The organism is Klebsiella sp. TF21-TM, assembly GCF_019753495.1.
GTDB classification, from domain to species: domain Bacteria; phylum Pseudomonadota; class Gammaproteobacteria; order Enterobacterales; family Enterobacteriaceae; genus Klebsiella; species Klebsiella quasipneumoniae.
Window position 1 is genome coordinate 67,248 of record NZ_JAIJYL010000009.1, and the last position, 15,227, is coordinate 82,474.

Consider the following 15,227-nt stretch of genomic DNA (forward strand, 5'->3'; position numbering starts at 1 on the left):
GCGCGACAAAAACAGAAGAGAATAGAAGGTTAACGGCGGGCATAGTAACAATTAAAGAAGGGATGGAAATAATAAATAACCAAATGGACTAACCTGTTTTAGTTGTAGTTATTAACAACAAAATCGATTAAATAACTATTTGAAATATCACAACTTAATTCACTTAACCCAGATAAATGTGTCGATTTTCTGTTCAGGGCCGTTTTAGTTAATGCGAAAAAATGTACTTTCCGGTACCCTACGGCGGTTTTTTTCGTCCTGTTGAGAGTCAATGATGTCCACCACGCTGTTTAAAGATTTCACCTTCGAAGCCGCCCACCACCTGCCGCACGTCCCGGAAGGACACAAATGCGGTCGCCTGCATGGCCACTCCTTTATGGTGCGTCTGGAGATAACCGGTGAAGTCGATCCCCATACCGGGTGGATCATGGATTTTGCCGAGCTGAAGGCCGCCTTCAAGCCGACCTACGATCGCCTGGACCACTATTATCTGAACGATATCCCCGGTCTGGAAAACCCTACCAGCGAAGTGCTGGCCAAATGGATCTGGGATGAGATGAAACCGCGGGTACCGCTGCTGAGCGCGGTGATGGTGAAAGAGACCTGCACCGCCGGCTGCGTCTATCGCGGCGAGTAAGCGAAAAAAAGCCCGGTCAGTACGCTGCCGGGCTTTTTTATCAGGCGATATTCAGATATTTATGCGTCTGCATGGACAGGCGCCAGTTACGGGCGATGCAGGTGTCGATACACAGGCGCGTCGCGTCTTCTTTCTGGCTGATTGGCTGCAGGGCGATGATCCGCGGTTTGTCATCGCTCAGCGTTTCCAGCAGCTCGTCCAGCGCTTCGATGTCGCGGACGCGCCCTACCGGATGTTTGATCTCATCCGCCCGCTGCAGGGCCTGAGACAGCACGTCATACCCGCCGCGCATATTCACCTTCGGCGATACCGTCACCCAGGTATGAGGCGTACAGCGAACTTCGTGAGTGCCGCTGGTTTCAATCTGGCAGCTAAAGCCGTTTTGCTCCAGCAGTGAGGTTAACGGCGTTAAATCATGAATGCAGGGCTCACCGCCGGTAATGACCACGTGGCGGGCAGTCCACCCCTGACGACCGATAATCGCCAGCAGATCTTCACTGCTTGCCGGCCCCCACTTATCGCTCTCTTTGGTTTTCGCCAGGATACTGAACAACGACACTTCCCGATCGGCCAGTTTGTCCCAGGTATGCTTGGTGTCACACCACGCGCATCCTACCGGGCATCCCTGCAGACGAATAAAAATGGCAGGCACGCCGGTGAAGTAACCCTCGCCTTGCAGGGTCTGGAACATCTCGTTAATCGGGTACTGCATAGTCATCTCTGTTTAGGGTGATAAACATTTATTATCGCAGATTTCACTGTCCAGGTCTTGTCCTGCGCTGCGATCGTTTTTTCCCTCACGGCGTCGCTTTCTCTCCCCGGAGGTTATTCATTGTTAATTAAAAGCATGCCTCTGTTTTCGTTTATTTCATTAGTGTGGTAAGGATTAAAATAAACGGCGCGCCATGCCACCGTAAAGAAAGATGTAACAGAAGATGTTTTTCGCGTTATAAACCAGAATATATTAAATGTCAGTATAAACACAAAAATATCTTTAAATACAGCAGTGTACAAACTGATACATGAAAGAGTGAATTATTTATCTGGTCTGAGAGTCGAATCCAATCCACCGCCGAAAATAAGCTTAAGCCCCTCTTAATAAAGTCCTGTTGCCCGCCATTTTTTATTTAATCGTCGTTTACTTTGTCCCTCCTAGAATCCCGCAGACCAACCATAATGAGATAGCGTTTATGACCACATTATTCATTACCGGCGTCACCGGTTTTCTGGGCGGCGCGGCGTTAGAGAAAATACTCCATCAGGATAGCCAGTTAGATCTGCTGCTGCTGGTGCGTGCCGACAGTCCCGACGCAGGCCTGGAGCGGGTCAAGGAGAACATGCGTAAGTTCAACATCGCCGAGGAGAAACTGGCGATGCTGCGCCCGCAGCAGATCCTGCTGGGCGATCTCGCCTCTCCGGAGCATTTTCTTAACGACCCGCGGCTTGAGCAAGTTACCCATGTCCTCAACTGCGCCGCTGTCGCCTCATTTGGCAGCAACCCGCTCATCTGGAAGGTTAACGTTGCGGGTACGCTGCGTCTGGCGCAACGGATGGCGCAGGTGGCGGGTCTGCAGCGTTTTCTTCACGTCGGCACCGCAATGTCCTGCTCACCGGAGCCGGATTCGCTGGTCGCCGAGAGCGCGGAGTTTCGGCAGCGCGCCGAGCATCTGGTGGAATATACCCACTCGAAATCGGCCATCGAGCAACTGATGCAGCAGCACTGCCCTACGCTACCGCTGGTCATTGCCCGCCCTTCTATTGTGGTGGGCCATACCCATCATGGCTGCCGGCCTTCCAGCAGTATTTTCTGGGTGTTCAGCATGGGGCTGATGCTGCAGAAATTTATGTGCGCGATGGAGGATCGGATCGATGTTATTCCGGTGGACTACTGCGCCGATGCCCTGCTGATGCTGCTTAACCAGCCGCTGGCCCGCGGCGAGGTGGTGCATATCTCTGCCGGCGAGGAGAACAGCGTGAAGTTTGCCGAAATCGACCGGGCGATGGCCCTGGCGCTGGAGCAGGCGCCGGTGGGAGACAAGTACGCCCAGGTGAGCTATGAAACGCTGGTCAAAATGCGTCGCGAACTGAAAGGAATTTTTGGGCCGTGCAATGAGCGACTGATGCTGAAAGCGATGCGCTTATATGGCGCGTTCGCCACGCTGAACGTGCGCTTTAGCAACGATAAGCTGCTGAGCATGGGGATGCCAAAACCGCCGCGCTTTACCGATTACATCGACCGCTGCGTGGAAACCACTCGCGGGCTGTCGATCCCTCAGCAAATGGCTGTCGACTTTAAATAATGGCCGCAGGCATAAAAAAAATGCCAGCCCGAAGGCTGGCATGCTTATTTCACAAAGACAGGATTAAGCCTGGCCTTTGATCTCTTTACGACCGTTGAACGGCGCTTGCTCACCCAGCGCTTCTTCGATACGAATCAGCTGGTTGTATTTAGCAACGCGGTCAGAACGGCTCATAGAACCAGTTTTGATCTGGCCTGCTGCGGTACCCACAGCCAGGTCGGCAATGGTCGCGTCTTCAGTTTCGCCAGAACGGTGAGAGATGACAGCGGTGTAGCCAGCGTCTTTCGCCATCTTGATAGCCGCCAGAGTTTCGGTCAGAGAACCAATCTGGTTGAATTTGATCAGGATGGAGTTAGCGATGCCTTTTTCGATGCCTTCTTTCAGGATCTTGGTGTTGGTTACGAACAGGTCGTCACCAACCAGCTGGATTTTGTCGCCCAGTACTTTGGTCTGGTAAGCGAAACCTTCCCAGTCAGATTCGTCCAGGCCATCTTCGATGGAGACGATCGGGTACTGTTTGGTCAGCTCTTCCAGGAAGTGAGTGAACTCTTCAGAGGTGAACGCTTTGTTGCCTTCGCCGGCCAGAACGTATTTACCGTCTTTGTAGAATTCAGACGCTGCGCAGTCCATCGCCAGGGTGATGTCTTTGCCCAGCTCGTAGCCTGCAGCTTTAACCGCTTCAGCGATAACAGCCAGCGCTTCGGCGTTGGAACCCAGGTTCGGCGCGTAGCCGCCTTCGTCACCAACGGCAGTGTTCATGCCTTTGGACTTCAGCACTTTCGCCAGGTGATGGAACACTTCAGAACCCATGCGTACTGCTTCTTTCAGGGTCGGCGCGCCAACCGGCTGAATCATGAATTCCTGGATGTCGACGTTGTTGTCAGCGTGCTCACCGCCGTTGATGATGTTCATCATCGGAACCGGCATGGAGTATTTGCCCGGAGTGCCGTTCAGTTCAGCGATGTGCGCGTACAGCGGCAGGCCTTTGGAGGCAGCTGCTGCTTTGGCGTTCGCCAGAGAAACGGCCAGGATTGCGTTCGCACCGAAGTTAGATTTGTTTTCAGTACCGTCCAGGTCGATCATGATCTTGTCGATGCCAGCCTGATCTTTGGCATCTTTGCCCAGGATTGCCTGAGCGATCGGGCCGTTTACCGCAGCAACAGCTTTGGTTACGCCTTTACCCAGGAAACGGGATTTGTCGCCATCGCGCAGTTCCAGCGCTTCGCGGGAACCAGTAGAAGCACCTGACGGAGCAGCTGCCATACCGACGAAACCACCTTCCAGGTGTACTTCGGCTTCAACAGTCGGGTTACCACGGGAGTCGATGATTTCACGACCGATGACTTTAACGATTTTGGACATTAGGTTTTCCTCAGTACAAGTTAAACTAAAACTCCAGACAAACAATGCACCCGGATGGGTGCATTGCCGTTCTAACTCTTTTTACTTCGCCTGGCGTTTCTGGTACTCGCTGGCGGCTTTCACAAAGCCGGCAAACAGCGGGTGTCCATCACGCGGCGTCGAAGTAAACTCCGGGTGGAACTGGCAGGCCACAAACCACGGATGGTTCGGCACTTCGATGATCTCGACCAACTGATCATCCCCGGAACGGCCCGCAACGCGCAGACCGGCAGCTTCAATCGGTTTCAACAACATGTTGTTGACTTCGTAGCGGTGACGATGGCGCTCGGTGATGGTCGGCTCGCCGTACAGCTGGCGTACCAGAGAATCATCATCCAGCTGGCACTGCTGCGCGCCCAGGCGCATGGTGCCGCCCAGATCGCTCTTCTCGGAGCGGACTTCGACGTTGCCATCTTCGTCACGCCATTCGGTAATCAGGGCCACAACCGGGTATTTACAGTCTGGCACAAATTCCGTCGAGTTGGCGTTTTCCATACCCGCTACGTTGCGCGCGAACTCAATCAGCGCAACCTGCATACCCAGGCAAATGCCCAGATAAGGAATATTGTTCTCACGCGCATAGCGCGCGGTGGCGATCTTACCTTCCACACCGCGGTAGCCGAAGCCGCCCGGGATAAGGATAGCATCTAAATCCTTGAGGATTTCGACGCCGCGCGTTTCCACATCCTGCGAATCGATCAGCTTGATGTTGACGGTGACGCGGTTTTTCAGACCACCGTGTTTCAGCGCTTCAATCACCGACTTGTAGGCGTCCGGCAGTTCAATGTACTTACCGACCATACCGATGGTGACTTCGCCTGCCGGATTGGCTTCTTCATAGATTACCTGTTCCCATTCGGCCAGGTTTGCTTCCGGACAAGTTAAGCTGAATCGTTTACAAATATAATCGTCCAGCCCCTGAGATTTCAACAGGCCTGGAATTTTATAAATGGAATCGACGTCTTTCAGAGAAATAACAGCCTTTTCCGGAACGTTACAGAACAAAGCAATTTTCGCCCGTTCGTTGGCCGGAACAGCGCGATCGGAGCGGCAGATCAGGATGTCAGGCTGGATACCGATGGAGAGCAGCTCTTTCACGGAGTGCTGAGTCGGTTTGGTTTTGACTTCGCCCGCGGCGGCCATGTACGGCACCAGAGTCAGGTGCATAAACAGGGTATGCTCGCGGCCAATCTCTACCGCCATCTGACGAATGGCTTCGAGGAACGGCAGGGATTCGATATCGCCGACGGTACCGCCGATCTCCACCAGCACCACGTCATGGCCTTCGCCGCCCGCCAGCACACGCTCTTTGATAGCGTTGGTGATGTGCGGAATAACCTGAACGGTCGCGCCCAGGTAGTCGCCACGGCGCTCTTTGCGCAGCACGTCAGAGTAAATACGGCCGGTGGTGAAGTTGTTGCGGCGAGTCATCTTGGTACGGATGAAACGCTCGTAGTGGCCCAGGTCCAGATCGGTTTCTGCGCCGTCTTCAGTAACGAACACTTCCCCATGCTGGATTGGGCTCATGGTGCCCGGATCGACGTTGATATACGGATCCAGTTTCATGATGGTCACGTTGAGACCACGGGCTTCAAGAATGGCTGCCAGGGAGGCTGCGGCAATGCCTTTACCCAGAGAGGATACGACCCCGCCGGTCACAAAAATATAGTTCGTTGTCATGCTGAACCTGAGAAGTTAGGGTAAAACGATGGAATAACCAGGACGGGAAAGTAGTATACCCGAACATGCGTGACGCCACAAACTTTCATTCTTCCCCTCCCCTTCGTTCTTCAAGTTGCACCTGTGTTGCGACCCGAACAACTCGAAGAGGCAGGCTACATGGTGTTTCAACGACATAACGGAAAGAGAAAATAGACGCTTTTGGCGAAATGTTTTTGACGTAAATCAAGCGCTTGTTATTTATAAAATCACACAAATCGCGCTTGATCACGAAAACTCGTTAGAGATCAGTTTCCTGGCGTTTTACCTGTTGCCATACTTCTTCCATGGTATCAAGGTCGACGCCGGTCATTTCCAGGCCGCGGGCAGCGACAATGCGCTCGACTTCGCGGAAGCGGCGCTCGAATTTGAGGTTCGCCTTCTGCAGCGCCACCTCGGCTTTGACCCCTAAATGGCGGGATAAATTCACCGTGGCGAACAGCAGATCGCCCACTTCCTCTTCCAGTTTCGCTTCATCCACCACCGCCTGCTGCGCTTCATGCATCACTTCATCAATTTCTTCATGCACCTTGTCGAGCACCGGGCCCAGCGAGGTCCAGTCAAAACCGACCGCCGAGCAGCGACGCTGGATTTTATGCGCGCGCATCAGCGCCGGCAGGCTATGCGGAATGTCGTCCAGCGCCGAGTGCTGGGCTTTTTCCGCCCGCTCCGCGCTTTTGATCTGCTCCCAGCGGGCCAGGACTTCGCTGCTGTTTCCCGCGGTGGCATCAGCGAAGATATGGGGATGGCGGCGCTCCAGCTTGTCGCTGATGGCGGCGCAGATATCGTCAAAGTTAAAACGTCCCTCTTCCTGCGCCATCTGCGCATAGAACACCACCTGGAACAGCAGATCGCCCAGCTCACCGCGCAGGTCGTCAAAATCCTCTCGCGAAATGGCGTCCAGCACTTCATAGGTTTCTTCGAGGGTATAGGGAGCGATGGAGGCAAAGGTCTGCTCTTTATCCCACGGGCAGCCGTTTTCCGGGTCGCGCAGGCGGCGCATGATGCCGAGCAAGCGGTCGATTTGGGTCATGTGACAATCCTGGAAATGTAAAAAATAGTCGGCCGGATAAGGCGTTTCGACCTTATCCGACGTGGCGAAATTGCCGGATGGCGGCTTCGCCTTATCCGGCCTGGAGACGAATTAACCGCCGTGCAGACGGCGCGCGTCAATGACATCAGGCACCTGGTTCAGTTTACCGAGCACCCGGCCCAGCACCTGCAGGTTGTAAATCTCGATGGTCATATCGATGGTGGCCAGCTGCTGACGGGTATCGCTGCGGCTGGCAACGCCCAGCACGTTTACCTTCTCATTGGCGAGGATGGTGGTGATATCGCGCAGTAACCCGCTGCGATCGTTCGCCTCCACCCTGACCACCAGCGAATATCCGGCCGAGTAGCTTTCGCCCCATACCGCATCGACGATGCGCTCCGGGGCATGCGACTGCAGTTCAGCGAGCTGATCGCAGTCGGCGCGATGCACGGAAATCCCGCGCCCCTGGGTGATAAAGCCGACGATCTCATCGCCCGGGATCGGCTGGCAGCAGCGGGCAATATGGTGCATCAGATTGCCAACCCCTTCCACCACCACCCGGCCATTGTCCTTGGTGCGGTTCTGCGGAGCATAGGTTTTCTGCTGCAACTGCTTCAGCGCTGCCGCATCCTGCTCGGCGGCGCTCGGTTTATTGAACTGCGCCTGCAGGAAGTTGACCATCTGGTTGAGACGGATATCGCCGCCGCCGATGGCCGCCAGCAGTTCATCGAGCTCGTTGAAGTTGTAGCGCGGCAGCAGGTGCTTTTCCGCATCCTTCAGGCTGATGCCCAGATGCTCCAGCTCGTCGTCAAGGATCTGTCGGCCGGCAAGAATGTTCTTGTCGCGGTCCTGCTTACGGAACCAGGCGTGAATTTTGGAGCGTCCGCGGCTGGTGGTGACATAGCCGAGGTTAGGGTTGAGCCAGTCGCGGCTCGGGTTCGGCTGCTTCTGGGTAATGATTTCGATCTGATCGCCCATCTGCAGCTGATAGGTGAACGGCACGATGCGGCCGCCAATTTTGGCGCCGATACAGCGATGACCGACGTCGCTGTGGATATGGTAGGCAAAATCGAGCGGCGTCGACCCCGCCGGCAGGTCCACCACGTCGCCTTTCGGCGTAAAGACATACACCCGGTCGTCAAAGACCTGGCTGCGCACTTCGTCGAGCATTTCGCCGGAGTCGGCCATCTCTTCCTGCCAGGCAATCAGCTTGCGCAGCCAGGCAATACGGTCCTCATAGCCGCGGCCGCCGCTGGTCCCCGCTCCCGCGCCCTCTTTGTACTTCCAGTGCGCGGCTACGCCCAGCTCGGCGTCTTCATGCATCTGCCGGGTGCGGATTTGAATCTCCACGGTCTTGCCGCTCGGCCCCAGCACCACGGTATGGATAGACTGGTAGCCGTTGGGTTTCGGGTTGGCCACATAGTCATCGAACTCATCCGGCAGGTGACGGTAGTGGGTATGAACGATCCCCAGCGCGGCATAACAATCCTGCAACCGCTCGGCCACGATGCGCACCGCGCGTACGTCAAACAGCTCGTCAAAGGCGAGGTGTTTTTTCTGCATTTTGCGCCAGATGCTGTAGATATGCTTCGGCCGACCATAGACCTCGGCCTTGACCCCTTCGGCTTTCATTTCTGCCCGCAGGTGACCGACGAACTCGTCGATATAATGCTCGCGGTCGATACGGCGTTCGTGGAGCAGTTTGGCAATGCGCTTGTACTCTGCCGGGTGCAGGTAGCGGAAGCAGTAATCTTCCAGCTCCCACTTCAGCTGGCCGATACCTAAGCGGTTAGCCAGGGGAGCATAGATATTGGTGCACTCTTTCGCCGCCAGCACCCGCTCATCTTCCGGCGCGTCCTTGACCTCGCGCAGATGCGCGATACGTTCGGCAAGCTTGATAACCACGCAGCGGAAATCGTCAACCATCGCCAGCAGCATGCGGCGAATGTTATCCACCTGCTCGGAAGATACCGAGTCGGTATGAGTGGCTTTCAGCTGACGGATGGCGGCCATGTCCCGTACCCCGTGAATCAGGGTCACGACCGATTTACCCACGCTCTCCTGCATGACCTCTTCGCTGACGACTTCGCCGTCGGCCAGCGGGAACAACAGCGCCGCGCGCAGGGTATCGATATCCATACTCAGGGTGGAGAGGATCTCCACCATTTCGACGCCCCGCCACAGCAGCAGGTCCGCCAGCGGGTGTCCTTGCGTTTTTTCGCGACAATAATCCCAGGTTTCGGCTAAGCGCTCACACGACTGCTGGCTGGAAATCCCCAGACTCGCGATCCATTTCTTCGGGTCAAATTCACCAGCTTTATTAAGATGTGCACTTCTTACCGCAACCATTGTCCTCTCCTTAAGGGACCGGCCTGCCGAAGTCGGCAAGCCTCAACTTTCTACATGTCATCCTGCAGGTCGCGTCAGCATTGATGGCCGGGGCGGCTCTTCTGCGACGTTGTGAATGACCTTATGTAAGCCTGCGCTCAAACAACACCATTGATTCCAGATGACCGGTATGCGGGAACATATCCAGCATCGCCAGGCGTTGAATCTGATATCCAGCCTGCAACAGGGTTTCGCTGTCTCGCGCCAGCGTCGCCGGGTTGCAGGAAACATACACCACCCGCCGCGGCGCCAGTTTTATAATATGCGGCATCACGCCCGGCGCGCCGGCGCGGGCCGGGTCCAGCAGCACTTTATCAAAGCCATGCTTCGCCCAGGCCTGGCGGGTGACATCCTCTTCCAGATTTTCATGGAAGAAGGTGACATTTGATAAACCATTGAGGGCGGCGTTTTCCCGCCCCTTCTCCACCAGCGCCGGCACCCCTTCCACCCCAACCACGTGGGCGGCGCGAGTCGCCAGCGGCAGGGTAAAATTGCCCATCCCGCAGAACAGATCCAGCACCCGGTCCTCCGGCTGCAGATCCAGCCACGCCAGCGCGGTACGCACCATCTGCTGATTCACGCCGTCGTTGACCTGGATAAAATCCCGCGGACTGAACACTAAGCGTAGTCCGTCTGAGGTATACCATGGCGCTTCGCCGTGAATATGTTCCAGTATCTCGCTTTGCGGCGCGAGGTACAGGGAAAGACCGTGAGTTTGCGAAAAACGTTCCAGTTTTTCCCTGTCAGCCGCCGGCAGCGCAGCGGTATGGCGCAGCACCATCAGTGGGCCGTTGTCCGCCAGCACCAGCTCGACGTGGCCAAGATGGCGTAATGCGCTCAGCGCGCTTAAGCACTCGCGCACGGCGGGCAGCAGCGCCTCAAGTTGGGGCACCAAAACAGGGCACTGCACCACATCGACGATCGCTTTATCGCTGGCCTGACGAAAACCCATCTGCAATTGTTGGGTCTTTGGCTGATAATTCAAGCTTAAGCGCGCGCGCCGGCGATAGCCCCACGGCTCGCCGGCGATGATCTCATCCACCTCGCGCTTCATCAGGCGCGCCAGCGCGGCGCGTTTACTTTGCTGCTGAAGCGTGATGCTGGCATGCTGCTGTTGGCAGCCGCCGCAAACGCCAAAATGGGGGCAGCGCGGCGCCTGGCGCTGCGGGCTGTCGGTCAGACGGCGTTTCACCTGGGCGCGGGCGTACTGCTTTTTGTCTTCCACCAGCACCACCTCAGCCTGCTCCTGCGGCAGCACGCCGCCGATGAATAGCGCTTTCCCCTGGTGGCGGGCCACGCCCTGGCCAAAGGGATCGAGGTCGTTGACTGTAACGGTTATGATCTGGCGCGTCGTCACACGCCGTTTTGCAGAGTAGAATTGCGCCATCGTAGAGAGTTGTCTCAATCAAATAAAACGAGCTCGTTCAGAGCGGCAGCGCCGCGAGGCGCACCGACGCACACCGAACGATGATGTCTATATTCTCCCATAATGGAACCGCATGACCAACTACAGCCTGCGTGCTCGCATGATGATTCTGATTCTGGCGCCAACCGTCCTGATAGGGCTGTTGCTCAGTGTTTTCTTTGTCGCTCACCGTTATAACGACCTGCAACGTCAGTTGGAGGACGCCGGCACCAGCATTATTGAGCCGCTGGCGGTCTCCAGCGAATATGGCATGAATCTGCAAAACCGCGAATCTATCGGCCAGTTGATCAGCGTTCTGCATCGTCGCCACTCGGAGATCGTGCGGGCCATCTCGGTGTACGATTCGCATAACCGCTTGTTTGTCACCTCCAATTACCAGCTCAACCCCAGCGACCTGCAGATCCCGAAAGGCGAAGCGTTTCCCCGTCGTCTGAGCGTCATCCGCGACGGCGACATGATGATCCTGCGCACGCCGATCGTCTCGGAAAGTTATTCCCCGGATGAATCCCCCGAATCCGATGCCAAAATGCCGGGCAATATGCTGGGCTACGTCGCGCTGGAGCTGGATCTGAAATCGGTGCGCCTCCAGCAGTACAAAGAGATTTTCATCTCCAGCGTGATGATGCTGTTCTGCATCGGTATCGCGCTGATCTTCGGCTGGCGCCTGATGCGCGACGTCACCGGCCCTATCCGCAATATGGTCAACACCGTCGACCGCATCCGCCGCGGACAGCTGGACAGCCGCGTCGAGGGCTTTATGCTCGGCGAACTGGATATGCTGAAAAACGGCATTAACTCGATGGCCATGTCGCTGGCGGCGTACCATGAGGAGATGCAGCACAACGTCGACCAGGCGACCTCCGATCTGCGGGAAACCCTTGAGCAGATGGAGATTCAGAACGTCGAACTGGACCTGGCGAAAAAGCGCGCCCAGGAGGCGGCGCGCATTAAGTCTGAATTCCTGGCCAATATGTCCCACGAACTGCGCACCCCGCTCAATGGGGTGATCGGCTTTACTCGTCTGACGTTGAAAACCGATCTCAACGCCACGCAGCGCGACCACCTGACCACCATCGAACGCTCGGCCAATAATCTGTTGGCGATCATCAACGACGTGCTCGACTTTTCCAAGCTGGAAGCCGGGAAGCTGATCCTGGAGAGCATTCCGTTCCTGCTGCGCACCTCGCTTGATGAGGTGGTCACCCTGCTGGCGCATTCCGCGCACGATAAAGGGCTGGAGCTGACGCTGAACATTAAGAACAACGTGCCGGATAACGTCATCGGCGACCCGCTGCGTCTGCAGCAGATTGTGACCAACCTCGTAGGCAACGCCATCAAATTTACCGAGCACGGTAATATCGATGTGCTGGTGGAGCAGCGGGCCATCAGTAATTCGCGGGTGCAGATCGAAATTCAGATCCACGATACCGGCATCGGCATCCCCGAGCGCGACCAGTCCCGGCTGTTCCAGGCCTTCCGTCAGGCCGATGCCAGTATTTCACGCCGCCACGGCGGCACCGGGCTCGGGCTGGTGATCACCCAGCGTCTGGTTAAGGAGATGGGCGGCGATATCTCGTTCCACAGTCAGCCAAACCGCGGCTCTACCTTCTGGTTCCATATCAGCCTCGATCTCAACCCGAACGCCATTCCGGATACGCTGAATACCGACGGGCTGGCGGGCAAGCGTCTGGCCTATGTGGAAGCCAACGCGACGGCGGCGCAGTGCACGCTGGAGATGCTGGCCGCCACGCCGCTGGAGGTGATTTACAGCCCCACCTTCTCTGCGCTGGCGGAAGCCCAGTACGACATTCTGCTGGTCGGTATTCCGGTCTCAATGCGCGATTTGTCGCCGCATCGGGAAAAATTAGCCAAAGCCTGCGCGATGTCAGACAACGTACTGCTGGCTCTGCCATGTCATGCCCAGGTCAGCGCCGAAGCCCTGAAGCGCGATGGCATCGCCGCCTGCCTGTTGAAACCGCTCACCACCACCCGTCTGCTGCCGGCGCTGGTGGCCACCCATCATGCGACGGCCTCCGCGCCGTTGACCCAGGCCGACAGCCATAAGCAGCCGATGACCGTGATGGCCGTCGACGACAACCCGGCAAACCTGAAGCTCATTGGCGCCCTGCTGGATGACCTTGTGCAGCAGGTGATCCTCTGCGACAGCGGGCAGCAGGCGGTGGACAAGGCCAAGCAACTGCAGATGGATCTGATCCTGATGGATATTCAGATGCCGGATATGGACGGCATCCGCGCCTGTGAGCTTATCCATCATTTGCCGCATCACCAGCAAACGCCGGTTATCGCCGTCACCGCGCACGCCCTGGAGGGCCAGCGCGAGAAGCTACTGAGCGCCGGCATGAACGACTATCTGGCGAAGCCGATCGAAGAAGAGAAACTGCACGCCCTGCTGCTGCGCTATCAGCCTGGAGTACACAGCATCGCCCCGGCGGCGACACCGCCCGCAGAACCGGTCATCGACCATAATCAGACGCTCGACTGGCAGCTGGCGCTGCGTCAGGCGGCGATGAAGCCGGATCTGGCGAGGGAGATGCTGCAGATGCTGATCGCTTTTATGCCGGAGGTGCGTAACAAAGTGGAAGAGCAACTGGTCGGCGAGCAGCCGGAAGGGCTGGTGGATCTGATCCACAAACTGCACGGCAGCTGCAGCTACAGCGGCGTGCCGCGGCTGAAAAAGCTCTGCCACACTCTGGAGAGCCAGCTGCGCGCAGGCACCGCCGCCGAGGATCTGGAGCCGGAGCTGCTTGAGCTGTTGGATGAGATGGATAACGTGGCGCGCGAAGCCTGCCGGATGGGGGGCTAAAACCACAGGGCTTCCCGGCCTGCACCCGGCTCGCCAGGCATCGCGCCGCCGGGCAAGAAGAGCGGACACGGAGCCGCTTTTATGCCGGGCGGCGGCGACGCCTTGCCCGGCCTACGGTTCCTGCACCCGGCTCGCCAGGCATCGCGCCGCCGGGCAAGGAGAGCGGACACGGAGCCGCTTTTATGCCGGGCGGCGACGACGCCTTGCCCGGCCTACGGTCCGTGCAGCCTGCCGTTAATTTACCCGCTTGCGCTGCGAAAACTGCCGGTGCTGGCGGCCTCAACATCGCTTAGACATTCCCGGGTGGCCGCGCCAGCCGGGATACCTCGATTACAGCTTACCGCCCATCTCCAAAACCGCGGCGACGTTTCGCGCCGTCATCCGCAGGTTGGCGGCGGCATTGGCCAGCGCTTCATCCAGCGTGCAGATGGTGTACAACACGCTGAATACCGCATCCAGCCCGTGCTGATGCACGACGCCGACATCGGCGGTAAGGCTGCCGGCAATCCCGATCACCGGTACGTTAAATCGCTTCGCCACCCGGGCCACTCCCACCGGCACCTTGCCGTGGATAGTCTGACTGTCGATACGTCCTTCGCCGGTGATCACTAAATCAGCATCCGCCACCCGCTCCGCCAGCTGCAGCGCATCGGTGACAATCTCAATGCCCGGGCGCAGTTGAGCGCCACAAAACGCATACAGCGCCGCGCCCATCCCGCCCGCCGCGCCGCCGCCTTCCAGGTTCAGCACGTCGCAATCTAAATCACGGGCGATGATCCGGGCATAGTGCCGCAGGCCGCTGTCAAGCCGGTCGATCATCTGCGCCGTCGCCCCTTTTTGCGGGCCGAATACCGCGCTGGCGCCCTGCGGGCCGGTCAACGGGTTGGTGACATCGCAGGCCACGTCAATCCGACAATCTGCCAGCCGTGGATCAAGCTCGCCAAGATCGATGCGCGCCAGCGTTTCCAGCGCACCGCCCCCTGGCGCGATTTGCTGACCGTCGGCGGTCAGCAATTTCGCTCCCAGCGCCTGCGCCATGCCGGCGCCGCCGTCATTGGTCGCGCTGCCGCCAATGCCAATAATGATCTGCCGCACGCCAGCGTCCAGCGCATGGCGAATCAGCTCCCCGGTGCCCCAGGAGGTGGTCAGCAGCGGGTTACGCTGCGCCGGGGGAACGCTTTCCAGCCCGCTGGCCGCCGCCATTTCGATAAAGGCGCACTGGCGATCGCCGGACAGCCCATAAAATGCCTCTACCGGCTCCCCCAGCGGCCCGGTCACCGTCAGCGGCACCTGATGCCCGCCGGTCGCCGCCACCATGGCTTCCACCGTCCCTTCCCCACCGTCGGCAACCGGCAGCCTGACATATTCCGCGTCAGGATAAATCTCGCGAAAGCCTTGCTCTATCGCACTGGCTACTTCCAGCGCGGTCAGGCTCTCCTTCCAGGAATCCGGTGCGATCACTATTTTCATCTGCAGTCCTTACTTTGAGCTAACCCCTG

The 15,227-nt window shown here is 57.6% G+C and carries 10 protein-coding genes; 3 read left to right on the plus strand and 7 right to left on the minus strand.

Annotated elements, in window-relative coordinates; translation table 11 throughout:
• The first annotated feature begins 271 nt into the window (after window positions 1-271).
• Window positions 272-637, plus strand: coding sequence for a 6-carboxytetrahydropterin synthase QueD (gene queD, locus K5R89_RS10805; protein WP_004174641.1), 366 nt, complete (start codon window positions 272-274; stop codon window positions 635-637).
• 40 nt (window positions 638-677) lie between these two features.
• On the opposite strand, the gene queE is transcribed toward queD, so the two are convergent.
• Window positions 678-1,349 (minus strand): 7-carboxy-7-deazaguanine synthase QueE, encoded by a 672-nt coding sequence (queE, locus tag K5R89_RS10810; protein ID WP_023290825.1) that lies wholly within the window; start codon window positions 1,347-1,349, stop codon window positions 678-680.
• Between the two features lie 478 nt (window positions 1,350-1,827).
• On the opposite strand from queE, the gene K5R89_RS10815 reads away from it, so the two are divergent.
• Window positions 1,828-2,937: an SDR family oxidoreductase gene (locus tag K5R89_RS10815; protein ID WP_023290826.1), complete on the plus strand. Its 1,110-nt coding sequence runs from the start codon at window positions 1,828-1,830 to the stop codon at window positions 2,935-2,937.
• A gap of 63 nt (window positions 2,938-3,000) precedes the next feature.
• Here the strand turns inward: K5R89_RS10815 and eno are convergent, their stop codons facing one another.
• From eno to rlmD, 5 genes are all read right to left on the minus strand, one after another.
• Entirely contained in the window at window positions 3,001-4,299 is a 1,299-nt protein-coding gene (eno, locus tag K5R89_RS10820; RefSeq protein ID WP_002915213.1) for a phosphopyruvate hydratase, read from the minus strand.
• Between the two features lie 81 nt (window positions 4,300-4,380).
• A complete protein-coding gene (pyrG, locus tag K5R89_RS10825; RefSeq protein WP_023290827.1) occupies window positions 4,381-6,018 on the minus strand; it encodes a glutamine hydrolyzing CTP synthase in 1,638 nt (545 codons plus the stop codon).
• A 280-nt stretch (window positions 6,019-6,298) separates the two neighbouring features.
• A complete protein-coding gene (gene mazG / locus K5R89_RS10830) occupies window positions 6,299-7,090 on the minus strand; it encodes a nucleoside triphosphate pyrophosphohydrolase (protein ID WP_023290828.1) in 792 nt (263 codons plus the stop codon).
• Window positions 7,091-7,201: 111 nt separating this feature from the next.
• Complete coding sequence (gene relA, locus K5R89_RS10835; RefSeq protein WP_023290829.1) at window positions 7,202-9,439, minus strand: GTP diphosphokinase; 2,238 nt, start codon at window positions 9,437-9,439, stop codon at window positions 7,202-7,204.
• A gap of 121 nt (window positions 9,440-9,560) precedes the next feature.
• Window positions 9,561-10,865: a 23S rRNA (uracil(1939)-C(5))-methyltransferase RlmD gene (gene rlmD, locus K5R89_RS10840; protein WP_048335138.1), complete on the minus strand. Its 1,305-nt coding sequence runs from the start codon at window positions 10,863-10,865 to the stop codon at window positions 9,561-9,563.
• Window positions 10,866-10,977: 112 nt separating this feature from the next.
• Here rlmD and barA point away from each other — a divergent pair, with 112 nt between their 5' ends.
• Window positions 10,978-13,728 (plus strand): two-component sensor histidine kinase BarA, encoded by a 2,751-nt coding sequence (gene barA / locus K5R89_RS10845; protein WP_217259449.1) that lies wholly within the window; start codon window positions 10,978-10,980, stop codon window positions 13,726-13,728.
• A 330-nt stretch (window positions 13,729-14,058) separates the two neighbouring features.
• On the opposite strand, the gene K5R89_RS10850 is transcribed toward barA, so the two are convergent.
• Window positions 14,059-15,198 (minus strand): glycerate kinase, encoded by a 1,140-nt coding sequence (locus K5R89_RS10850; RefSeq protein ID WP_217259450.1) that lies wholly within the window; start codon window positions 15,196-15,198, stop codon window positions 14,059-14,061.
• Window positions 15,199-15,227 lie beyond the last annotated feature (29 nt).